The sequence below is a fragment of the Brevibacillus sp. MCWH genome, from assembly GCF_013096935.1.
GTDB classification, from domain to species: domain Bacteria; phylum Bacillota; class Bacilli; order Brevibacillales; family Brevibacillaceae; genus Brevibacillus; species Brevibacillus aydinogluensis.
In genome coordinates this window covers 1-21,087 of record NZ_SDLF01000005.1, presented here as the reverse complement: position 1 = coordinate 21,087, position 21,087 = coordinate 1, and the positions used below count along the sequence as shown (strand labels likewise).

22 protein-coding genes, 1 rRNA gene and 1 riboswitch are annotated in these 21,087 nt (G+C 55.6%); of the genes, 18 read left to right on the top strand and 5 right to left on the bottom strand.

All coding sequences use genetic code 11. The annotated features are described in order from the left end of the window. The first annotated feature begins 67 nt into the window (after positions 1 to 67). Genes ETC00_RS05965 through ETC00_RS05955 form a run of 3 tightly spaced genes read left to right on the top strand, consistent with a single transcriptional unit; the run spans position 68 to position 2,666 of the window. Positions 68 to 1,078: an ABC transporter ATP-binding protein gene (locus ETC00_RS05965; protein WP_171565045.1), complete on the top strand. Its 1,011-nt coding sequence runs from the start codon at positions 68 to 70 to the stop codon at positions 1,076 to 1,078. Further along, positions 1,071 to 1,865 (top strand): ABC transporter permease, encoded by a 795-nt coding sequence (locus ETC00_RS05960; RefSeq protein WP_171565044.1) that lies wholly within the window; start codon positions 1,071 to 1,073, stop codon positions 1,863 to 1,865. Before ETC00_RS05965 ends, ETC00_RS05960 begins: the two co-directional genes overlap by 8 nt. Before the next feature lie 3 nt (positions 1,866 to 1,868). Beyond that, the gene (locus tag ETC00_RS05955) at positions 1,869 to 2,666 is read left to right on the top strand and encodes an ABC transporter permease (protein WP_171565043.1); all 798 of its coding nucleotides are present in this window, start codon (positions 1,869 to 1,871) and stop codon (positions 2,664 to 2,666) included. A gap of 73 nt (positions 2,667 to 2,739) precedes the next feature. Here the strand turns inward: ETC00_RS05955 and ETC00_RS05950 are convergent, their stop codons facing one another. Continuing rightward, the gene (locus ETC00_RS05950; protein ID WP_171565042.1) at positions 2,740 to 3,258 is read right to left on the bottom strand and encodes a DUF6141 family protein; all 519 of its coding nucleotides are present in this window, start codon (positions 3,256 to 3,258) and stop codon (positions 2,740 to 2,742) included. 336 nt (positions 3,259 to 3,594) lie between these two features. Between ETC00_RS05950 and ETC00_RS05945 the strand changes: the two genes are divergently transcribed. From ETC00_RS05945 to proS, 5 genes are all read left to right on the top strand, one after another. Beyond that, positions 3,595 to 4,161 (top strand): SdpA family antimicrobial peptide system protein, encoded by a 567-nt coding sequence (locus ETC00_RS05945; protein WP_171565041.1) that lies wholly within the window; start codon positions 3,595 to 3,597, stop codon positions 4,159 to 4,161. Beyond that, positions 4,146 to 5,117 carry a sporulation-delaying protein SdpB family protein gene (locus ETC00_RS05940; RefSeq protein WP_171565040.1) on the top strand — a complete coding sequence of 324 codons (972 nt, stop codon included), beginning with the start codon at positions 4,146 to 4,148 and terminating at the stop codon, positions 5,115 to 5,117. Before ETC00_RS05945 ends, ETC00_RS05940 begins: the two co-directional genes overlap by 16 nt. Before the next feature lie 196 nt (positions 5,118 to 5,313). Further along, positions 5,314 to 5,931, top strand: a complete 618-nt coding sequence (locus ETC00_RS05935) for a sporulation delaying protein family toxin (RefSeq protein WP_171565039.1) — start codon at positions 5,314 to 5,316, stop codon at positions 5,929 to 5,931. A gap of 152 nt (positions 5,932 to 6,083) precedes the next feature. Continuing rightward, a riboswitch (FMN riboswitch) is annotated at positions 6,084 to 6,231 on the top strand. Between the two features lie 256 nt (positions 6,232 to 6,487). After that, complete coding sequence (locus ETC00_RS05930; protein WP_171565038.1) at positions 6,488 to 7,093, top strand: ECF transporter S component; 606 nt, start codon at positions 6,488 to 6,490, stop codon at positions 7,091 to 7,093. A gap of 286 nt (positions 7,094 to 7,379) precedes the next feature. Next, positions 7,380 to 8,846: a proline--tRNA ligase gene (gene proS / locus ETC00_RS05925; protein WP_171565037.1), complete on the top strand. Its 1,467-nt coding sequence runs from the start codon at positions 7,380 to 7,382 to the stop codon at positions 8,844 to 8,846. A 30-nt stretch (positions 8,847 to 8,876) separates the two neighbouring features. Here proS and ETC00_RS05920 read toward each other — a convergent pair whose 3' ends face one another. Both ETC00_RS05920 and ETC00_RS05915 read right to left on the bottom strand, forming a co-directional pair. Beyond that, the gene (locus ETC00_RS05920) at positions 8,877 to 9,533 is read right to left on the bottom strand and encodes an HAD family hydrolase (protein WP_171565036.1); all 657 of its coding nucleotides are present in this window, start codon (positions 9,531 to 9,533) and stop codon (positions 8,877 to 8,879) included. 99 nt (positions 9,534 to 9,632) lie between these two features. Beyond that, positions 9,633 to 10,250: a winged helix-turn-helix domain-containing protein gene (locus ETC00_RS05915; RefSeq protein ID WP_171565035.1), complete on the bottom strand. Its 618-nt coding sequence runs from the start codon at positions 10,248 to 10,250 to the stop codon at positions 9,633 to 9,635. A gap of 189 nt (positions 10,251 to 10,439) precedes the next feature. Between ETC00_RS05915 and bcp the strand changes: the two genes are divergently transcribed. The 5 genes from bcp (at position 10,440) to ETC00_RS20930 (ending at position 14,676) form a co-directional block, all read left to right on the top strand. Beyond that, positions 10,440 to 10,910 (top strand): thioredoxin-dependent thiol peroxidase, encoded by a 471-nt coding sequence (gene bcp, locus ETC00_RS05910; protein ID WP_171565284.1) that lies wholly within the window; start codon positions 10,440 to 10,442, stop codon positions 10,908 to 10,910. Between the two features lie 94 nt (positions 10,911 to 11,004). Beyond that, positions 11,005 to 12,057: a M42 family metallopeptidase gene (locus ETC00_RS05905; protein ID WP_171565034.1), complete on the top strand. Its 1,053-nt coding sequence runs from the start codon at positions 11,005 to 11,007 to the stop codon at positions 12,055 to 12,057. Between the two features lie 11 nt (positions 12,058 to 12,068). Continuing rightward, positions 12,069 to 12,830, top strand: a complete 762-nt coding sequence (locus tag ETC00_RS05900) for a class I SAM-dependent methyltransferase (RefSeq protein WP_171565033.1) — start codon at positions 12,069 to 12,071, stop codon at positions 12,828 to 12,830. A 72-nt stretch (positions 12,831 to 12,902) separates the two neighbouring features. Beyond that, complete coding sequence (locus ETC00_RS05895) at positions 12,903 to 13,463, top strand: cob(I)yrinic acid a,c-diamide adenosyltransferase (RefSeq protein WP_171565032.1); 561 nt, start codon at positions 12,903 to 12,905, stop codon at positions 13,461 to 13,463. A gap of 406 nt (positions 13,464 to 13,869) precedes the next feature. Continuing rightward, the gene (locus ETC00_RS20930) at positions 13,870 to 14,676 is read left to right on the top strand and encodes a GNAT family N-acetyltransferase (protein ID WP_171565031.1); all 807 of its coding nucleotides are present in this window, start codon (positions 13,870 to 13,872) and stop codon (positions 14,674 to 14,676) included. A gap of 40 nt (positions 14,677 to 14,716) precedes the next feature. Here the strand turns inward: ETC00_RS20930 and ETC00_RS05885 are convergent, their stop codons facing one another. Then, the gene (locus tag ETC00_RS05885; RefSeq protein WP_171565030.1) at positions 14,717 to 15,616 is read right to left on the bottom strand and encodes a complex I NDUFA9 subunit family protein; all 900 of its coding nucleotides are present in this window, start codon (positions 15,614 to 15,616) and stop codon (positions 14,717 to 14,719) included. A gap of 145 nt (positions 15,617 to 15,761) precedes the next feature. Here ETC00_RS05885 and nth point away from each other — a divergent pair, with 145 nt between their 5' ends. The 3 genes from nth to ETC00_RS05870 all read left to right on the top strand — a co-directional run bounded on the left by nth (position 15,762) and on the right by ETC00_RS05870 (position 19,034). Then, complete coding sequence (nth, locus tag ETC00_RS05880) at positions 15,762 to 16,463, top strand: endonuclease III (protein WP_171565029.1); 702 nt, start codon at positions 15,762 to 15,764, stop codon at positions 16,461 to 16,463. 152 nt (positions 16,464 to 16,615) lie between these two features. Further along, entirely contained in the window at positions 16,616 to 17,050 is a 435-nt protein-coding gene (gene perR / locus ETC00_RS05875) for a peroxide-responsive transcriptional repressor PerR (protein ID WP_171565028.1), read from the top strand. Positions 17,051 to 17,300: 250 nt separating this feature from the next. Further along, positions 17,301 to 19,034 (top strand): glycosyl hydrolase family 18 protein, encoded by a 1,734-nt coding sequence (locus tag ETC00_RS05870; protein ID WP_371808873.1) that lies wholly within the window; start codon positions 17,301 to 17,303, stop codon positions 19,032 to 19,034. Positions 19,035 to 19,136: 102 nt separating this feature from the next. Here the strand turns inward: ETC00_RS05870 and ETC00_RS05865 are convergent, their stop codons facing one another. Further along, positions 19,137 to 19,511: a DUF2614 family zinc ribbon-containing protein gene (locus ETC00_RS05865; RefSeq protein WP_171565026.1), complete on the bottom strand. Its 375-nt coding sequence runs from the start codon at positions 19,509 to 19,511 to the stop codon at positions 19,137 to 19,139. A 116-nt stretch (positions 19,512 to 19,627) separates the two neighbouring features. On the opposite strand from ETC00_RS05865, the gene ETC00_RS05860 reads away from it, so the two are divergent. Together ETC00_RS05860 and ETC00_RS05855 are read left to right on the top strand one after the other, a co-directional pair. Next, entirely contained in the window at positions 19,628 to 20,506 is an 879-nt protein-coding gene (locus ETC00_RS05860; protein ID WP_230077807.1) for a hypothetical protein, read from the top strand. 252 nt (positions 20,507 to 20,758) lie between these two features. Continuing rightward, positions 20,759 to 21,087, top strand: a 16S ribosomal RNA gene (locus tag ETC00_RS05855); the annotation flags it as partial.

Here is a 21,087-nt window from a genome sequence, read left to right as displayed (position 1 = left end):
AGAAATGAATGGCCTTCGATAAACTTAGCTATGGATTATGTAGAGGTTAAGCAAAGGACGGGTTGTCATGATACGTGTCAGTCATTTGCAAAAGGAATTTCGCATCCACCAGGCCCGTGCCGGCTTGGCGGGTGCGTTTCGCGACTTGTTCAGCCGGGAGTACAAAACGGTCAAGGCGGTTGACGATATTTCCTTTACCGTTGAGGAGGGGGAGATGTTCGCCCTGATCGGGGAAAACGGAGCCGGCAAATCAACCACGATCAAAATGCTGACGGGGATTCTCACCCCGAGCGGCGGCGAGATCGTCATCAACGGATACGTGCCGTACCGGCAGCGGGAGCAGTACGTCCGCTCGATCGGCGTCGTTTTCGGACAGCGCTCCCAGCTTTGGTGGGACCTGTCGCCGCTGGAGTCGTTCCGCCTGCTGAAAAACGTCTACAAGGTGGACGACACGGAAGGAGAGCGCTGGCTGGAGCGGTTGATCGAGGAGTTGGACATCGCCTCGTTCGTCAGCCAGCCGGTGCGCAAGCTGAGCCTCGGCCAACGCATGCGCTGCGAAGTGGCCGCCGCCTTGATTCACAAGCCGAAGCTGCTCTTTCTCGACGAGCCGACGGTCGGACTGGACGTGCTGGTCAAGCAGAAAATCCGGGAATTTCTCCGCAACCTGAATGAAACGGAACATACGACGATTCTCTTGACCACGCACGATGTGTCCGACATCGAGGCGCTTTGCAAGCGGGTGCTGGTGATGGACCAAGGCCGGCTGATCTTTGACGGCCAACTGACTGATCTGAAAGAGAAGTGGGGCAACGGCACCGAGGTGGCATTCCAGTTCAAGAAGCGGACGGCGCCGGAAGAGATGCGGGCGGCGCTCGGCGAGCTGCCCTGTGAAATCCTGCAGGACAACGAGTTCTCGCTGCGGGTAAAAGTGGCGCGCAGCCAGGAGATGCTGCCGTTCGTCCTGTCTGTGGTGATGGGCTCGTTTGAGGTGAGCGACGTGAAGATCAAGGAGGCCAGCACGGAAGACATCGTGCGCAACATCTACTCGACTGACGGCGAGGTTGTCAGCCATGGGTAAACTTTATCTGGAACTGATTCGCATCCGGTTTCTCACCATGCTCGCCTACCGGGTGAACTACTACAGCGGCATCATTATCTACGCGATCAACATCGGCGCCTACTACTTCCTCTGGGGAGCGATCTACGGCGGCCAGCAGCAGCTCGGCGGCCTCACCGTGGAGCAGATGACCGCATACGTCGCCATCGCCTGGATGTCCCGAGCGTTCTACTTTAACAACATCGACATGGAGATCGCCCAGGACGTGCGGGAAGGCAAGGTGGCCATCGAGATGATCCGGCCCTACAATTACCTTTCGGTGAAAACGGCGCAGGCTTTTGGCGAGGGCATCTTTCGCCTGCTCTTTTTTGCAGCGCCCGGCATTTTTCTGGTCAGCCTGCTGATCCCGTTCCGCTTCCCGGGAACGCCGGAAGGCTGGGGCCTGTACCTGGTCAGCCTGACGCTTGCGTTTGTCATCAACACGGAGCTGAATTTGCTGACCGGCCTGTTTACCTTTTTCCTGTTCCGCAACGACGGGATGATGCGGGCCAAGCGGGTGATTGTCGATCTGATGTCCGGCCTGGTGCTGCCGATCAGCTTTTTCCCCGGTTGGGCCCAGACGCTGATGGGGTGGCTGCCGTTCCAGGCGATCAACTACTATCCCAGCCTGATCTTCACCGGCGCGATTTCACCGGAGCAGGCGTGGGAGCTGATCGGGCTGCAGGCGGTCTGGATTGCGGTGATTTTCATGCCGATCCTGATTCTGTGGCGGCGGGCTCGTCACAAACTGGTCGTGCAGGGAGGGTAACCGATGCAAAACGCGCGACACATCATCGGCGTCTTCGCCGATTACCTCGGACAGTATTTCAAGACCAGGCTGGCATACCGGGCCGACTTTTTCGGCGATCTGGTCTCCAATCTGATCTACGAGCTGATTAATCTCGTCTTCATCATCGTCGTCTTTCAGCACGTGCCGCTGCTGAAAGACTGGACGCGGGACGAAATCATCTTCATTTACGGCTTTTTCCTGATTCCGTACGCGCTGTTCTCCATGTTTTTCAGCTTCTGGGACTTCAACGAGCGCTACATCATCCGCGGCGAAATGGACCGCATCCTGACCCGGCCGCTGCACAACCTGGCCCAGGTGTGTCTGGAATCGATGGCACCGGACCGGATCTTTGGCATCATCTCCGGGCTGATTATCATGGGCTACGCCGCATTCAAGCTGGATCTGTCCTTCCACTGGTACGATCCGCTGCTGTTTGTCGTGCTGGTGATCGGCGGGGCACTGATCTATGCAGGGGTGTACACGGCGATTGCCGCCGTCAGCTTTTTCTCTGATTCGCGCACGGGCATCGCGCCAATGATCTGGAACATCCAGCAGTACGGCCGCTACCCGGTGGACGTGTACAACAAGGTGATTCGTTTCGTGCTGACGTACATTCTGCCGTTTGCTTTCGTCGGCGTTTATCCGGCCGCCTACTTTCTGCGCAAGGAGACGTGGTACGTGTACGCGGCGTTTACGCCGGTCATGGGGGTAATCTTTTTCGGCATCGGGCTGGCGATCTGGAACTGGGGTGTGCGCAAATACAGAGGAGCGGGGTCGTGACCCCGCTCCAGTTTTGTTGCCAAAGCCGACCAGCAACTTTGGCAGATCAATGTGCAGGCCTTCAAACGGGAGACTATGAATTTCCGATTGCTTTGGCCAAGGCTTCAACCAGTTTTTCAGGATGTTGCGAACCGATCACAAATACCTTGTTGTTCTTCAGGCGTACTTTGATTCCGCGATTTCCGCTCACGGTATAGGCCCATCCGCCAAAGATCCATCTTCCACCCAAACCGCCGAAATCCCAGAAAGGGCTGAATTGACATACTTCATACGCTGCTATCTCGTTATAGGGGATAAAGTGTTTCGCGAATGGGAAAAAACGCAGGTACAACCCTTTCTCCCTGATCTCAACGACGAGTTTTGTCAAGAACAGCGAGGTTATCAACAGCGGCGTAGCAATACCAAACAGAATCCAAATGATCCACGCTTCCACATCGGTTACCGGCTCGCTGACCACTTTTCGCAAAACGATTCGTTGGTACAAATCATAGCTAAATGCGGACAACAGGATCACATCCACGATGATGACGATCGTCCACAGCACTTTTTGGCGAAAGCGCTGGACTTCACGGTGATACACCTTTTCTCCCATACGCAAACCTCCCCCACAAGTAGCCTCTTCACCCCAAAAAAGAACTCGCAAGTATATATTATACAATTTTATGCAGATATTTCCATGATGCACCGCGAGAAGACTGACATACTGCGATAATAATAGTTGATTTTTCAAAATATTGGATATAGTAGTAAAAAAGGAATAAGATGTATCCAAATGATAGATTTTCCACTCCCAAAAACTGATGCAAGTCATGGTCCAATCCTACTAATGGATGGAAAAATATATAAATTTTTTTAATCATTTCTATCCTGGGTGTACGGAGCGAAACCATGGCCAATCCAGATGAAAAAACAGTGAAAGGGGAGAAGCATGTTGAAGCCTGTCGGTGTAACCAGATTTTCACGCTTTGGGCTCATCTTCGCTCTGGTGGCTGCCTTTTGGCTCTACATCTTTGTCGCAGCCATTCACGCAGTGATGCCCACCAATCCCATTTCCGCTTTACCGCTTGCAAAGGAACTGTACATTGCCTCGTGGTTTCCGCAGGGGTGGGGCTTTTACAGCAAAGATGCGCGAGACCTCACGTTTCAAGTGGTGGACATAACAAATGGGACACTGGCAGCCGCCTGGCCAAATAATCGGTCTGAAAACTTTTTTGGATTGAAGCGCTTTGGAAGAAGTCAAGGGATCGAGGCCGGTCTTCTCAGTTCCAGAATACCGGAGTCCGCCAAAACGGATTGCGAAGAAAATCCCTATGCTTGCTTGAACAAGGCAGCTGTCTACGCGGAATTGGACAACCCTACGCCTTATCCGACCATTTGCGGAGACATCGGCTTTGTGTATCAGGAACCGGTTCCCTGGGCGTGGAGCCGCAGCGGTAAGAAAATCGATATGCCATCAAAAGTTGTGAGGGTGAACGTGAAATGTTCGAAAAATTAGGATCATTTGCCTACAACCTGGCGTTGACGCAAAACCCGTGGACAAACGTGTATGGCTTGGCCAGATCGTTGATGGCATTGTCGACCGCGCTGACGTTGGCGGTAAACGATGCCCATACGTTTTTCCGACCTTCGTCCGGCATGGATGTCTATCCCACTTGCGTGAACACGATCAGCCTGTTTTGCACCGTTCCCAACGACTATTTCTATTTGGACATGGTCAGATGGATCGCGGTCGTTTTGCTTCTGATCGTCGCTTCCGGATGGCGTCCGCGAATTACCGGGGTCATTCACTGGTGGATTTGCTACAGTTTCAACGTGTCGGCCATCACCTTGGACGGCGGAGACCAGGTAGCTGCTGTCTTTACGTTTTTGCTGCTGCCGATCACATTGACCGATTCGAGAAAATGGCATTGGCAAAAAGCCCATGAACCGCAAGTTGTTTCCGATCACGTCATTATTCGGCGCATCATCGCACTGGTAACCTTCTTTGCCATTCGTTTGCAGGTTGCGATCATATATTTTCATTCATCGGTTGCCAAGATGTTCGAGTCAACGTGGCTCAACGGAACCTCCGTCTACTACTATTTGCGGGACCCGATGCTGGGTCTGCCCTCATTCTTTCTGCAACTGGTAAACCCCATCCTGACATCGCCAGCGGTCGTCCTGCCGACATGGGGCACCCTTGTTCTGCAAGTGTGTTTGTTTGGCGCGCTGTTTGCCCCCAAGAAGTATTGGAAATATTTCCTCATTGCTGCCCTGCTCATGCATGAAGTGATTGCCGTTATGCTCGGGTTAATCAGCTTTTCCATGATCATGAGCGCCGTTTTGATCCTTTATCTGCGGCCAGTGGAGCAAGAGTTCACGTCTCTGCATCGGATCAGACTGTTCAAGAAGGAGACAAGCCCAACGCAGAAAGATTATCACCTTTCTCCTCAACAAGTGAAAGGTGCTTAATCTTTACAACAACACGTTGGAGCAGCAACAACCGTCTTGTCCATGGCGAAGGCAGCGGCACTTTTCATTTCAACGTGGCAAGGATTCAGGTTGGCTTTGCTCCATGTTGAAAGGGAGGGGACGCCTATAAGATTTTGAATCATCGCTAATTGACCACAGAGAAGAAAAAATATTGTGAAAAGGGGTTTGAGTAGGGATGAATCTCAAAAAAGCACTTCCCATTTTTCTGGCCTTTTTGCTTATGCTGGTAAGCGTAAATGCTTACGCAACTCAACCTTCCAAAGTGAAGTACGATGGGGAAACGCTCTTCCGCGGCATTATCTTTGGACAAGGTCCTGTTGCCCACCTTTTCCCTGAAATCTGGACGAAAGATTTGCTGAGCAAGGTAAATCAAAAAGAAACGAAGCAAGTCATTGATCACCTGGTTGCGCGGATGAAGGCGAAATCTCCGTCCTACTTCGCGGAATTTGAGCGCGCAGTATACAGCGGTGACCATCTCAAAATTAATAAGGCAATCGACAAGGGCGGCCAAATTTTGGATCAGGTAATCAAAGAAGATGAACGAAGGGTAAAAAGCGGAAAAGAAGGATACGGAACTGGACAGTGCGTGTTGTACGTTGCGTACGCTGCTGCGGCGATCAGTGCAGCGGCTATATACAGCCATATAGTGGCCTTGAATGCCGGTGGTGCAGTAACCATTTACCTTGCTGTCGCTGTGTCGAAATACTTCTGGGTCGGCGATAAACCAAATGAATTAGCTCTGCAAAAAGAAATGCTGATCAACAATATCGTAGAACGCTTGGCCACCCAGTAAAAAAACAGCCGAAGCAGTAACGGGTCAAACCGCAGATTCCACCATCTGCGGTTTGACCATGTGGGCTCCCTGATGATTTGGAGATTTGGAAACTTCCGGCATTGTCAACTTCATCAGCGTCGTCGTATAATAAGCTGGTAACAACCAATATACAATTCCTTCGGGGCAGGGTGAAATTCCCGACCGGCGGTGATCGCGCACGGCGCGTAAGCCCGCGAGCCTCCCGGCGTAAACGCTTGGAGTGCAGGATCCGGTGCGAGTCCGGAGCCGACAGTACAGTCTGGATGGGAGAAGGATGACGACAGTACGTACACCGCACGTGCTTGTTTGTCTGTGCGCGGGTACGGGATGTGGGGGCGTATGCCTGTTGTGGCCCCTTTCATTTCGCATACCTGTGGCACTGGCATGGTCAGCTGTCCGCGTTCGCAAGCCCTGAGGAGAAGTCAGTCCTCAGGGTTTTTGTTTGGTGAACGTACGGATAGACGACCGGGCAGGGGTGGACGTTTCTGTTGCCATTCCTCATCAGAAGGAAGTAACACGTGAGGAGATGGTACAGATGAAAGCAACGACGATGCGCCCATCACACGCGACGCAGCGGCTGGTGGCGATTCCCATGCTGGCGGCGGTCGCATTTGTTCTGCAGTATCTCGAGTTTCCGGTGCCGCTGCTGCCGCCGTTCCTGAAGCTGGATTTCAGCACGCTGCCGGCGTTGATCGGGGGCTTGCTGTACGGACCGGTGGCCGGGGTCCTGGTGGAAGTGCTGAAAAACACGCTGCACATGCTGTTAAAAAATACGGATGGCCTGCTGATCGGCGAGGCGGCCAACGTCGTTGCCGGCGCCAGCTTTATCCTGGCAGCCATTTATCTGCAGCGCCGCGGCATGGGGAAAAAGGGCTTTGCCGCAGGACTTGTGCTGGGAACCGTGCTGATGACGGCGGTCATGGCGGCTGCCAACGCCTACTTCCTGCTGCCCGCCTACGCGGCTCTCTACCAGGTGTCGCTGGAACAGCTGCTGGCCCAGTTCCAGGCGGACAGCGTCTGGTCGTTTGTTTTGTACAGCATCGTGCCGTTTAACATACTCAAAGGGGTTGTGCTCTCGCTGGCAGCGTATCCGCTGTACGTAAAGCTGTCTGGACGGCTCAACCTTCGCATGACAAATTGACAATGATTTCTTGGCTTGCTATGATATTGCCTAATCAAAGGCAATGAAAGGACCCGCAGGTACTGACCGTGTTCCAGAGAGTCGGCCCTTGTCTGGAAGGTCGATGCACAGGCGTATCTGCTCCCCATCCTGGAGCCGCTGGCGATGAGCCATGCCGGATGCCCTTCCGTTATCGGGCGTTGAGTGGGCCGCAGCACGCCGTTGCGGTCAATCAGGGTGGTACCGCGGGTAATTCCCCCGTCCCTAATTGGGATGGGGGTTTATTTATTTTAGAGGAGTGTGTGACATGGCGAATGAAAAAGCGTATGTAAAGGAGATTACCCCGCAGTCGGAAGACTTTTCGCGCTGGTACATCGATACGATTACCAAGGCGGATCTGATGGATTACACACCAGTCCGCGGCTGCATCGTGTTCAAGCCGGACGGGTACGAGCTGTGGGAGCGGATTCAGGCGGCGATGGACAAACGGTTCAAGGAGACGGGCCACCGCAACGCCTATTTCCCGATGCTGATTCCCGAGTCGTTTTTCCAAAAAGAGAAGGAGCACGTGGAAGGCTTCAATCCGGAGCTGCCCTGGGTGACCGAAGCGGGCGGCGAAAAGCTGGAAGAGCGGCTCGCCCTGCGGCCGACATCGGAGACGATCATCGGCCACATGTACAGCCAGTGGATTCAGAGCTATCGCGATCTGCCGGTGCTGATCAACCAGTGGGCCAACGTCTTTCGCTGGGAAAAGCGGACGCTGCCGTTCCTGCGCACGTCTGAATTCCTCTGGCAGGAGGGGCATACCGCCCACGCCAACGAGGAGGAAGCGCGGCAGGAAACGATGCAGATGCTGGACATCTACAGCGAGGTGGTCGAACAGGAGCTGGCCATCCCTGTCTGGAAAGGGCAGAAGACGCCGAGCGAACGCTTTGCCGGCGCAGTGGACACCTATTCCATCGAAGCGATGATGAAGGACGGCAAGGCGGTGCAGGCCGGCACCTCGCACTACCTGGGTGAAAACTTTGCCAGAGGCTTTGACATCAAGTTTCTCGACAGGGACAATCAGTTCAAGTACGTCCATACCACTTCGTGGGGGACGTCCACCCGCCTGATCGGGTCGATGATCATGGTTCACGGTGACGATCGCGGTCTGGCGCTGCCGCCGCGTGTGGCACCGACCCAGGTGGTGATGATCCCGGTCGGTCCGCCCAAACTGCGGGAAAAGGTGATGGAGAAGTTCGATCCGCTGTTTGACGCTCTGAAGGCGGCGGGCGTGCGGGTGAAGGCAGACCTGCGTGAAGAGACGCCGGGCTGGAAGTTCAACGAGTGGGAAATGCGCGGCGTGCCGATTCGCCTGGAGATTGGTCCGCGCGATGTGGACAACGGACAGGTGGTCCTGGCCCGTCGCGATACCGGCGAAAAGGTGACGGTCGCCCTGGACCGGGCAGTGGAAGCGGTCGCCGACCTGCTGGAAGAGATTCAGCGGAACATGTTTGAAAAGGCGCTGGCGTTCCGTACCGCCCACTCCCACCTGGACATCGACACCCTGGATGCGCTGAAGGAGCACATCGCCAAGGCGGAAAGCGAAAACCGCATTGCCGGCTGGGTGCTGGCCGGCTGGTGCGGCGACGACGCTTGCGAGGCGAAAGTGAAAGAGGAGACCAAGTTCACCTCCCGCAACATTCCGTTTGAGCCGCCGACAGTCAAGCATACCTGCATCACCTGCGGCGGGGAAGCCAAACATACTGTCTGGTTCGCTCGCGCCTATTAAACCGTCCTCAACACAAAAGGGCACCCGTGTCTATCGGGTGCCCGCTTTTTCATTACCCAGGACCCAATCTGTAAAGGACCCGGGGTCTGTAAACAGGTAATCCGGTTCGGGCTGGAAGCAGCCCGCTTTTTGTGTGACTGGCAGCCAATCCACGCCGACCGTGACCAGGGATGCGGCCCGTCCCGCAAGTACATCGGCATCGCTGTCTCCCACGTACAGCGTTTGTTCGGCGCGTGCTCCCAGTTGTTTCATTGCCGACAGAATGCCTTCGGGATCGGGCTTTGGCCGTGACACGTCGTCGCCAGTGATGACCACGTCAAAATAGCGGTCCAGCCCCCACGCCTGCAGGGAAATGTCGGCGCTGCGCCGCCCTTTTCCGGTGACAATGCCCATGGCGAAGCCGGCCTCGCGCAGCCGGTCCAGCATCAGTGCGATTTCCGCTGGATTGTGCACGTGCCGGTGTCCTTCCGCATAGACCCGGAAAAAGTGGTCGAGAGCCTGTTCCAGCTGTTCTGGCGGAATCATCGCCTGCAGAATGTCAGTCTCCGTCGGTCCGAACATGGCGAGGATCTCCTCGTCTGTGTAGTGGCGGTGGAGATACTGCTGAAACGTCGAGCGAAACGCGGTGAAAATCAGCGGCAGCGTATCTGCGACGGTGCCGTCAAAATCAAACAGGATGGTGCGCATTGCCAACCTCCTTGCCGTCAAACATGGGTGAAAACCATCGCGCGAACATGATGTTCGTGTGTCAGCGTGACAGTCATTCCTATGCGTCAGGCAAAGCGGTTATTCGTCGCTGTCCTCAACCCCGTCGCCCTCGTCTTCGGCCGGATCGGGCGGCATCAGCGGAAACAGCACGTCAAAGAACTTGAATTTGCGGCGGCCGTTTTCATTTTTCAGCCCCTTGTACTTTTGCAGCAGTTCGCTGATCTCGTCCACCAGCTGATTCCGTTCTTCTTGATTTAAATAAAATTCAGTTAAATTGAACGCGAACGTGTCCTTGTACTCTTTGCGCACGTCCACATCGCTGGCCACAAACCGGTTGAGTGTCCGCATCAAATCCTGCTCCGTGGTGCGGAACGGCGTAAACATGATGTCGCTCAACTGCTGTGCGTTTTCTTCGATCATCAGCTGCAGTTTGACCTGGATCACCTTGGCCACAGGCTGATAGTACTTCTCCACGATCGAGCCTTTGACCCGGGTGTCCACCTGTTCCAAAAGACCGACGCGGACCAGCTCCTTCACGTGGTAATGCAGGCGAGCGGCGTTTTCGCCCAGTTCGGTCGCGATCTGCTTCGCCGTGCGGGGCTCCAGGTCTTCAAACAGTTCCAAAATCTTTACGCGCTCCGGTATGGCAAGAGATTTAAGGGCATCCGGCTCGGTTACCTGAAAAAACTCCTTCATGATTGATTCACCATCCAGCTACTACGCCAAATTTTATAATTCTTTATTTTTGACAATTTTCCTATCCTTCCATTTTATCGTCTTCCTCCCAAATACGCAACGTGCGAGCAGATGAAGTGGATCTGCGCTTTGTGGTAAAATGAGACAAACGCGTCAATAAAAATTGAAACGGAAAGTAGGGATTTCATGATGGTAGCAGTAGGACAAGCGGCGCCTGATTTTACCCTGCAGGCGAACGGCAATCGGACGATTTCTCTTCGGGATTTTCGCGGTCAATACGTAGTGTTGTACTTTTATCCCAAGGACATGACCCCGGGCTGCACGACGGAAGCGTGCGATTTTCGCGACTATCACCCGAAGTTTGCCGAGCTGAACACGGTGGTGCTCGGCATCAGCCCCGACGATGTCAAATCGCATGACAAGTTCGTTGCCAAGCACGAGCTGCCGTTTCCGCTGCTGGCCGACCCGGATCATCAGGTGGCGGAGGCGTACGGCGTCTGGGTGCTGAAAAAGATGTACGGCCGGGAATACATGGGCATTGAACGCTCTACATTTCTCATCGACCCGGAAGGCACGATCGTCAAGGTGTGGCCCAAGGTAAAAGTGAAGGGGCACGTCGAGGAAGTGCTGCAAACGATTGAGCAACTGCAGCAGCAATAACATTAGCCCCTCTGTCGCGCCTGCTCACGCGAGGAAGGCTTTTTCATTCAAGGATACTGCACGCATCATGATGCAAGACATTGGAGGAAATACGATGACCGTATCGACCGACTACATGGTGGAGATGTTTTGCCGCCTGGCCAACACGCCCAGTCCGACCGGCAATACCGCCAAAGTAATGGCCCTGATCGAAGCAGAATTGAGCCGATTGGGCATCGACTATGTTCGCACCAACAAGGGAGCGGTGCTGGCCACCCTGCCTGGCAGAAACGACGACAAGCAACGACTGCTGACGGCCCATGTGGACACGCTGGGCGCAATGGTAAAAGAGATCAAGGAAAACGGCCGGCTGAAACTGGACTTGATCGGCGGGTTCGCGTGGAACGCCGTGGAAGGTGAGCACTGCATGATCGAGACGGACAGCGGCCGGATCATTACCGGCACGATCCTCTCGACCAAGGCGTCGGTCCATGTCTACGGCCGGGAAGCAGGCAAAATGGAGCGCACCGAGGAAACCATGGAAGTGCGGCTGGACGAAAAGGTAAAAAACGAGGAAGACGTGCTGGCGCTGGGCATTCGCGTCGGTGATTTTGTTTCGTTTGATCCGCGGGTGACTGTTACCGAGAACGGGTTTATCAAATCCCGCCACATCGACGACAAGGCCAGCGTGGCCATCCTGTTTGGCGTGCTGAAACACTTGCGGGAGAGCGGAGCCACACTGCCGTACACGACCCATTTCCTCTTCAGCAACAACGAGGAGATCGGCTACGGCGGCAATGCCAGCGTGCCGGAACGGGTAGTGGAGTATCTGGCGGTGGACATGGGGGCGATCGGCGAAGGACAGACCACGGACGAGTACTGCGTCTCCATCTGTGCCAAAGATTCATCCGGTCCGTACCACTATGGACTGCGCAAGCACCTGGTGAAGCTGGCTGAAGCGCATGGGTTGAACTACCAGGTGGACATATACCCGTACTACGGCTCCGACGCCAGCGCCGCGCTTCGTGCCGGATACGACATCGTGCACGGGTTGATCGGGCCTGGCGTGGACGCGTCCCACTCCCACGAGCGGACGCACAAGGAGGCACTGGAAAACACGGCCAAACTGGTGCTGGCCTACCTCGATTCGGAAGTCATGCAGGCGTAGGTGAAGAGATGATGAGTGAGATCTATCGTTGGACGCAGTATTACGATCTGACGCAGCGCGGTCTGCCGGGGGACGTCGAATTTTACTTGGAGATGGCCCGCGCTGCCGGGGGTGAGGTGCTGGATCTCGCCTGCGGTACCGGACGCATTGCCATTCCGTTGGCAGAGGCGGGGGTGAGCGTTACCGGGTTGGACCTGTCGGCGGAAATGCTGGAGCGGGCCCAAAAGAAGGCGGACGAGCGCGGAGTATCGGGACGGCTTACATTTGTGCAGGGAGACATGCGGGCATTTGATCTGGGCAAAACCTTTCCGCTGATCATGATTCCGTTTCGCTCGTTTTTGCACCTGCTGCATATCCAGGAGCAGATGAAGGCCCTCTCCTGTATCCGCCGTCACCTGGCACCGGGCGGGAAATTCGTGATGAACGTATTTGTCCCGAAAATCGCTCATCTTTACGAAGAGAGCGAAAAAATGTCCTTGCGCGGGGTTTATCGGCTGGAGTCGGGCGAAGAGGTCGCGATGTGGGATTACACTCGCTACGACCACTTTCAGCAGTTGGCCGAAGTGACCCGGACCTACGAGCGGATCTCCCCGGAAGGAGTGGTGACTGAGCGGGTGACGGGCCGCTTTACACTGCGCTACATCTTTCCGGCTGAGCTGCACCACCTGCTTCGGCTTAATGGATTGAAAGTGACGCAGCGGTTCGGCTCGTTTGCCAAGGCGCCGTTTGACGCCTCCAGCACCGAGCTGATTGTGGTCGCCGAAGCCATGTAAAACGGCGGTGCATTCAAAAAGCCGCGTGTTTTTGTCGATTTCCAGGGAAATAACGGGAATGGGGGGCTGTTTGTGAAAATCTATACCAAGTCGGGTGACAAAGGGGAAACGTCTCTGGTATCCGGCGTGCGCGTTCCCAAGCACGCTGACCGCGTGGAGGCCTACGGCACGTGCGACGAGGCCAACTCCGCCATTGGGCTGGCGCTGTCGCTGCTTCCTGACGGGGAAGCATGGAACGAACTGCGGGGCGTGTTTCACATCGTGCAGACCAAGCTCTTCCACATCGGTGCAGAGCTGGCGACGCCGGAAGGAAAAACGGTGGGCTGGCCGATTCGTGACGAGGATGTTCAGTTTTTGGAGGAACAGATCGACAAGCTTGACGCGACTCTGCCGCCGCTCTCCAACTTTATCCTGCCCGGCGGTCACCCTGCTGCGGCCGCTTTTCACGTGGCGCGGACGGTAGTGAGGAGAGCGGAGCGCAAGGCGGTGCTGGTCAGCAGTCAGGAGCAGCTGAATGCTGCGGTGGTCAAGTATTTGAACCGACTCTCCGATTACCTGTTTGTCGTCGCCCGCTGGGTCAACCGAAATACGGGCCAAGCGGAGCAGCATCTGCACGAACAGGGAACAGACTGACTGCGTTGTACTTAGTGCAACAGCAGATAGAAGGCAGCAGGACTGTCAGCACCCGGGCAGCTTGTGTTCTGCAAGTGCAAAGGATCTGTCGCCGGATCAGTCGCCGGCCGCTCAGTGAACAGGAGCGGCCGGTCCGGCTATATGTCTGAACTGGTGAGAGAGCAATCAGGGGCATGGCGGATCATGATGTCTTCCCTCTAGACAGAAAAATCGCAATTTTTTAAAAGGTTATCAGCGTGATTTGAGCATCCCGTCGGATCGGCAGACGTTTAGAGATCGCCCCTTTTTACGGCAGTTTCGCTGCTGACGTTAAACACACCGGAAATGGAGCGTGTCGCAGCAAATCGGTTATCTGCTGCACTGTCTGCCGTTTTTCGAACATGACACGTAAGGCGGGTGAGCAAAAGTGACTGTCTTCTCACAGGCTGCAATTTTGTCGATTACGGAACAGACGGACATTGCGTACAAGCGGGCGTTTTCCCGAATGGAGGTCCGTTCCTGGGGGATGTTGTTTGTGAATGAAGCAAATCCCATGCACTACGATGCCAATCACGCCCATGTGTCCCGGCCGGTCACCGGGGAAGCTGAGGCGGAAGCGATTGTCCGTGAGACCATCTCGTTTTTTTCAGAGCGCGGCATCATTCCCCGTATGTACGTGTACGAACAGGGGGACAAAGAGCCGCTGATTGCGGCGTTGGAACGGCACGGCTTTCAAATGGAATCCCTGCCTTCGCCCATGCAGTTGTGGCAGGGGGAATTGGCTGAGGCTCGGCCGATGGAAGGGATTGTGATCGAACCGGTGACGGCGGCCAACTACGACGATTGCCTCACCGTCGAGTCGATTCCGGAATTGGGCGGACGAGAAGTCAGGGAGAAGGCGTTTGCCAGGGAGTTTGCCCATCCCGATTTTTCGCATTACCTGCTGCGCGTCAACGGCGAACTGGCCAGCACGCTTTGCCTGCTTCGCGCCGGGGAGTACATGCGGGTGGAAAACGTGGCTACCCTGCCCGCATTTCGCGGCCGCGGCTTGATCGGCCATTTGCTGCGCCATGCCCAGGAGCGGTTTTTGGAGGAGGGCGGCAGCCGGCTTTTGGTCTTCCCGATCAATGATCACGTCGCGCGCCTTTACCGCCGGTACGGCTTCGCTGACGTTGGCGAGGTTCGGCTCCTGCACGCCTACCGCGGCGGCAAAGGCATCCTGGAGATACGCTAAATGCTAAAAACCCCTGATGAAACTAACAGGGGTAATCTGGTCATCGTACATACCGGGCAATTCCTTCCCGAAACGGGATCTTGGGCGTATCAAACGCGCTGTACAGGACGTCGGTGTCGGAGCAGGCGTTGCCCTCCAGCAGCATGGTGAGCTGCGTATGGGTTATCGGGAAAAAGGAGAAGCCTTCCATCAGCGAGACAACCGGCTTCATCAGCCCCACCGGTATGTGCAGCTTGCGGACGTGCCGCTTGCCGATTACCTCTCCGATGACGTCCAAAATCTCAGCGTAGCTAAGAGGGATCGGACCTCCCACTTCAAACGTTTGGCCTGTGACGCTCTCCCGTGTCAGCGCCTGTTCAAACACGTCGGCTACCGTCTCGCGGGCGACAGGCTGCAGCGGGTAGGAACCGTCGCCGATGACAGGGGTGACGGGAAGCCTGACCAAATTGGCCAGCATGTTCACAAACTCGTCGCCCGGGCCGAAGATGACCGATGGTTGAAAGATCACGTAGGGAATTCCGCTCGCTTTGACCAGTTCCTCGGCTTCGTGCTTGGTGCGGTGATACGTGCTGGCGGCACCGGCTCGCGCTCCTAGTGCACTCATGTGGACGAATCGGCGGACGCCGCTTTGTGCGGCCGCTTGCAGCACATTCCGCGTGCCTTCGACGTGGATGCGGGAAAACGTCACGCCCGCTTTCGGCTGTTCCCGGATAATGCCGACGAGATGAATCACCGCTTCAGCGCCTTCCATCGCCCGCCGGAGCGAATCCGGGTCGAACAAGTCTCCCGGGGCCATCGTGACTTGCGCTGTGTCCGCCTGCGCCAGCTTCGCCTCCGAGCCGGGACGGACCAGACAGGTGACCTCGTGACCGGATGCCGTCAGCCTGGACAGCACTCCTTTTCCCACAAAACCGGTTGCACCCGTGAGAAATACCTTCATCAGCGTCACCTTCCCGGTGTAACATTCTTCCAAATCGTATTCGACGCCAGGGCTTACATCCCTGCCATGACCTGCAGCAGCTTCAGGCGTACAGGACGACTGGTTGACGGCGGACGTATAATGAAGAGGAAAGGGGGACATACCTATGGCGCAACGAAAAGTACCAGTCGACCAAATTCTTGATACCCTCTATCAAATGTACCCGGACGCTCATTGCGAGCTGAACTACACGACGCCGTTCGAACTCTTGATTGCCACGATTCTCTCTGCGCAGTGCACGGACAAACGGGTAAATGAAATCACCGGCCCCCTGTTTCAAAAATTCAACAAGCCGGAGCATTTCATCCATTTGACGCAAGAAGAGCTGGAAGAGCATATAAAAGGGCTGGGGTTGTATAAGAATAAAAGTAAGAACATCCTGGAGACCTGTCGCATCCTCTACGAGAAGTACAACGGCGAAGTGCCGCAAACCCATGCGGAGCTGGAGGCGCTGCCGGGTGTCGGGCGCAAGACAGCCAACGTCGTCCTCTCCAACGCTTTTGGCGTACCGGCAATTGCAGTCGATACGCACGTCTTCCGCGTCGCCAACCGGCTGGGTCTGGCGAAAAGCGACAATGTGGATGAAGTGGAGCGGCAGTTGATGAAGCGGATTCCGCGGGAGAAGTGGTCCGACGCCCATCACTGGCTGATCTGGCACGGACGTCGGGTGTGTGCCGCGCGCAATCCCAAGTGCGACGTCTGTCCGCTGCGGGAGATGTGCAGATATGCCCAGGCAGAGGCGAAAAAATCGCGGACTCCATCCACGGCAGCGAAACAGAAAACGACCAAGCGGACCGTGGCCAAATGACGGGGAACGGCTCCGGACATTCCCGTTTTCAGCGGAATGGATATTGACAGCGTTCGAAGAATAGACGTACACTTATTTAAAGTAATTCTAATCAATCACAAACAAGCAACGCTTGTTTGTTTGGCTTGCATAAGACTGTGAGGTGTAACTCAATGTCACAGCGAGTGGAAAAGGCTGTTGAAATCCTGAAAAGTACCGGGGTACGTATGACACCTCAGCGTCATGCCATTCTCTCCTATCTGTTGGACAGCATGTCGCATCCGACGGCTGACGAGATATACAAGGCTTTGGAAGGCAAGTTTCCCAACATGAGCGTGGCGACGGTTTACAACAATTTACGCGTGTTCAAGGAGGCGGGTCTGGTTCGCGAGCTGACCTACGGGGACGCGTCCAGCCGCTTTGACGCCAACGTGGAGGAAGACCATTACCACGCCATCTGTACGAAGTGTGGAGCCATCCGCGATTTTCACTTCCCGTACCTGCAGGATGTGGAGGAAGCGGCTGCCGAGTCGGTCGGATTCCGCGTGACCGGTCACCGCATGGAGATTTACGGCGTGTGCGAAGAGTGCCAAAAGAAATCTCATTGATTGAACCGCGTGCGCCCCGGAACAACACCTTCTGCTTCAACCGGCTGTTCCTGTTGGAGAGAGGGTGTTTTTTGTTGGTGTAACCTTTTTTCGTCTGATTCGTCTTTCTTACAGGGGCACGTTTCCCAACATGTCCCTCCAGCCAAAAGGTTGTGAATCGACCGACAATGCCCTATGATCAAAAAAAGCGGAAACGACCGGGATGCCTGTCTTTTCTGGCAGGCGGACCGTGTGCAAGGAGAGCAAATCTGTGAGTCTGGAAGTGCAATTGGGCCCTCGCCCTCGTTTCAAGCGCAAGCGAAAGAGAAAGCGCGTGACCCCGATCCTTCTGCTGCTGGCGGCGATTGCCGCGGCGGCGTACTGGTTTTTCATCAAACCGTCCAACGAACATGTCGAACCGTATGGAGGCAGCCGTCAGGCAATCGTTTGGCAGGGCGGCCTGTACGACAAGAAGTATCTCTTTGAAGCGGAGCAGGTGCTGCTGCCGTTTGAATTTCTCAAGGAACATCTCGATCCTGCGATCTATTGGGACGAGCCTACCCGATCGGTGATCGTGACCACGAAGGACAAGGTGCTGCGCATGCAGAGCGGGGAACTGGTCGCGTACCTGAACAAACGGCCCGTTTCCCTGCAGGTGCCCGTCAAGGAAGTAAACGGCACCCGCTTCATTCCGCTCGAGCCGCTGGAAAAGCTGTACCGCGTCTCGTTCAGCCGCGATCCCGACACCGGGGTGCTGCGGGTGGAAAAGGAAGGGTACACCGTGCAGCAGGGGAGCGTCGTCAGCGGGGATGAGCCGGTCCGCCTGCGCCTGGAGCCGACGCACCGTTCCCCCTATGTGGCTGAGCTGTCCAATGGCGAGGCCGTCGATATTTTGAGCGAATCGGAAAAGTGGTACCGCGTATTGTCCTCCAAAGGGATTACGGGCTACCTGCCGACATCGGCGGTATCGCTGACCGAGGTGCGCAAAGTCAGTCTCGACCAGCCCGGCCGGGAACAGCCGACCGTGTGGAAGCCGGAGGGTACAAAAATCAATTTGACCTGGGAACACGTGGTCAACCGCAATCCCGCCGTTGCCAACATTGGTCCGATGCCGGGGGTGAACGTCGTCTCCCCTACCTGGTTTGAGCTGAAGGACGGCAACGGCACGCTGCTCAACAAGGCGGACCCCGGGTACGTGCAGTGGGCCCACCAGCGCGGGTACCAGGTCTGGGGGGTGGTGACAAACGGGTTTAACCCCGATTGGACCCAGTCCGTTTTGGGCAGCTACGACAAGCGGGAAAACCTGATTGCGCAGATCGTGCACTACGCTCATCTGTACGATCTGGACGGCATCAACATCGATTTTGAAAACGTCTATGTAGAGGACAAGGAGCGACTTGTCCAATTCGTCCGTGAGATGACGCCGTACCTGCACGAGCTGGGACTGGCCGTGTCCATGGACGTCACGATCAAGTCGTCCAGCGACCGATGGTCCCGTTTTTACGACCGGGCGAAACTGGCCGAGGTCGTGGACTACATCGCGGTCATGACGTATGACGAGCACTGGGCGTCCAGTCCGATAGCGGGCTCTGTCGCTTCCTTGCCGTGGACGGAGAGAGGACTGCAGGGCGTTCTGGAAGAGGTGCCCGCCGAGAAGCTGCTGCTGGGTGTGCCGTTTTACACCCGGCTGTGGAAAGAGACGAAGCAGCCGGACGGCAGCGTCAAGGTCACATCCAAAGCGCTGTCGATGGCCGGGGCCTCAGAATGGATAAAAGAGCGCAAGCTGACTCCCACGCTTGACGAAGATTCCGGACAATTGTTTGTCCGCTATGAGGACCCTGCCGATGGAGCTGTCTACAAGATGTGGCTGGAAGACGTCACCTCCATGCAAAAGCGGGTCGCCCTTGTGCACAAGTACAATCTGGCCGGCATCGCTTCGTGGCGGCGCGGCTTCGAACAGCCCGAGATCTGGAAGGCGATCAATGACGGGCTGAATCGAAAGTGATACACGGTGATTTCGCGCGCGGCTTTCCGGCCGCAATGACATGTGACCAAGGAAAAAATCCACCTTGCGCCAATCGGCTGCAGGTGGATTTTTTGTTTCCCGTCAGGTCTGGTTTTGCTGCGGCTGTTCGTCCTCGAGCAGGAGAGGCTGCCCGCAAAACATACAGGCGTCTTTTTTTCCCAGCATTTTCGTCACTTTTTTGCACGAGGGGCATTCCACTTGGGGAGCGGACATGGACACCATCCCGGAAATCATGAACATGACGGTGCTGCCCATCGTCAACAAAAAGCCGATGACCAACAGGAGCGTCATAAACGCGTAGGAACCCTTCAACCATGTGCCAAAGAACGGAATAAAGTCCAGATAGCCGGCAAAAAACGCATACCCGGAATACATCAGCAGGATGCCGATCCCCATGCTCCAGTTGCCCCAGGTACGCATGCGTTTGATCTTGCTCAGGCGGTCAGTTTTCTTCATTATCATTCCTCCTGTTCCCAGTATAGCATAGAAAGGTTTTGTCTGTTGACAAGCAGGAAACGGACAAGCCTTGTAGAATCCATAAGTTCAAACTGCGGGAAGAGGAGGGGGAAATCGTGACTGAATGGTCGCCGGCTGAAGACTGCCAGACTCATCTGAAACTGCTGCAGCGGCGGCGGGACGTTCAAGCGGTGCTGATCATGCCGGACCATTTGAAAATCCCTCCGTTTCAGGCGGACCCCCTGTACCTCCTCGTAATCATGCAGGCTGCCGGAAACGGGAGCGTCAAACAGTACCGGCTGTCTGACCGGTTGGTGGTCGAGCGGCACATCAGCGCTTGGGAGCTGGAAAAGAGCGCGGTTCACGGTCTGGGTGAGCAGATGGCCACCTGGATGGAGCGGGCGGAATTGGTCTGGGCCAAGGACGACCATACAATCCAGTTGATTCAGCGGTTGAGGCGGTTGTCCGACTCGCTGCAAAAGCGGATGCTGTGCCGGGAGTACTCGCGCATGCTTCGTTATTTTCAGGAGACCAGAGACTTTCTCCAGCTGGGCATGCCGCTGGACGCCTATCTGGCGTTGATTAAAACGCTGCAAGCCTGGGCGAGATGGATCGCGTTCGCAGAGGGTGAACAGCCGGCTCCGGAGTTGTGGAGTCAGGTCAAACGGCTGGACCCTGCGGTCTGCAAGCTGTACGAAGAGCTGGTAGTCAACGATGAAGCGCTGGATAAGCGCATGGAGCTGCTGCTCCTGCCGATCGAGTTTTTCCTTTCCTCGAAATTGAGGGAGTCCGTCCACTTTCTCCTGGAGCTCATGGGGAGCAAGCAGGGGGCGTGGACGTTGGCCGAGCTGCTGGAACATCCGCTGATCGCCAACAGCGGGATGGAGCTGGAGATTTTGCTGGAGAAGCTGGTCCAGCGTACACTTGTGCTGGAAGTCCCTTGCGGCAGCAAGGACGGTGTGGGCAGTGAAATCGGCTATCTTTCATTGAAGTAAATTTTTTAAATGCTATTGACTTGTTTGTTTTGTTTGTGCTATATTAACAATCGTCGCTGCTGAATCAAGCAAAACAGCGGCGGCGCAAAAAAAATACCACTTGATTTTTGAGCAAACAACGTGGTATATTAAAAAAGTCGCCTCCGGGCGGCTGACCAACTGGAAATGTTCCTTGAAAACTGAACAGCGAATGCGTCGAACGAGCCTAGCAATTCCTTTCTCTTTAAAGAATGCTAACGATTCAACTCAACTTTATTGGAGAGTTTGATCCTGGCTCAGGACGAACGCTGGCGGCGTGCCTAATACATGCAAGTCGAGCGGACCTGTATGGAGCTTGCTCCAGACAGGTTAGCGGCGGACGGGTGAGTAACACGTAGGCAACCTGCCCGTAAGACCGGGATAACGTAGGGAAACTTACGCTAATACCGGATAGGGCACTCTCTCGCATGAGAGGGTGCGGAAAGGTGGCGCAAGCTACCACTTGCGGATGGGCCTGCGGCGCATTAGCTAGTTGGTGGGGTAACGGCCTACCAAGGCGACGATGCGTAGCCGACCTGAGAGGGTGACCGGCCACACTGGGA

Coding starts and splice junctions, on each gene's coding strand:
- ETC00_RS05965 (WP_171565045.1), top strand. CDS start 68: ATGATACGTGTCAGTCATTTGCAAAAGGAATTTCGCATCCACCAGGCC.
- ETC00_RS05960 (WP_171565044.1), top strand. CDS start 1,071: ATGGGTAAACTTTATCTGGAACTGATTCGCATCCGGTTTCTCACCATG.
- ETC00_RS05955 (WP_171565043.1), top strand. CDS start 1,869: ATGCAAAACGCGCGACACATCATCGGCGTCTTCGCCGATTACCTCGGA.
- ETC00_RS05950 (WP_171565042.1), bottom strand. CDS start 3,258: ATGGGAGAAAAGGTGTATCACCGTGAAGTCCAGCGCTTTCGCCAAAAA.
- ETC00_RS05945 (WP_171565041.1), top strand. CDS start 3,595: ATGTTGAAGCCTGTCGGTGTAACCAGATTTTCACGCTTTGGGCTCATC.
- ETC00_RS05940 (WP_171565040.1), top strand. CDS start 4,146: ATGTTCGAAAAATTAGGATCATTTGCCTACAACCTGGCGTTGACGCAA.
- ETC00_RS05935 (WP_171565039.1), top strand. CDS start 5,314: ATGAATCTCAAAAAAGCACTTCCCATTTTTCTGGCCTTTTTGCTTATG.
- ETC00_RS05930 (WP_171565038.1), top strand. CDS start 6,488: ATGAAAGCAACGACGATGCGCCCATCACACGCGACGCAGCGGCTGGTG.
- proS (WP_171565037.1), top strand. CDS start 7,380: ATGGCGAATGAAAAAGCGTATGTAAAGGAGATTACCCCGCAGTCGGAA.
- ETC00_RS05920 (WP_171565036.1), bottom strand. CDS start 9,533: ATGCGCACCATCCTGTTTGATTTTGACGGCACCGTCGCAGATACGCTG.
- ETC00_RS05915 (WP_171565035.1), bottom strand. CDS start 10,250: ATGAAGGAGTTTTTTCAGGTAACCGAGCCGGATGCCCTTAAATCTCTT.
- bcp (WP_171565284.1), top strand. CDS start 10,440: ATGGTAGCAGTAGGACAAGCGGCGCCTGATTTTACCCTGCAGGCGAAC.
- ETC00_RS05905 (WP_171565034.1), top strand. CDS start 11,005: ATGACCGTATCGACCGACTACATGGTGGAGATGTTTTGCCGCCTGGCC.
- ETC00_RS05900 (WP_171565033.1), top strand. CDS start 12,069: ATGAGTGAGATCTATCGTTGGACGCAGTATTACGATCTGACGCAGCGC.
- ETC00_RS05885 (WP_171565030.1), bottom strand. CDS start 15,616: ATGAAGGTATTTCTCACGGGTGCAACCGGTTTTGTGGGAAAAGGAGTG.
- nth (WP_171565029.1), top strand. CDS start 15,762: ATGGCGCAACGAAAAGTACCAGTCGACCAAATTCTTGATACCCTCTAT.
- perR (WP_171565028.1), top strand. CDS start 16,616: ATGTCACAGCGAGTGGAAAAGGCTGTTGAAATCCTGAAAAGTACCGGG.
- ETC00_RS05865 (WP_171565026.1), bottom strand. CDS start 19,511: ATGAAGAAAACTGACCGCCTGAGCAAGATCAAACGCATGCGTACCTGG.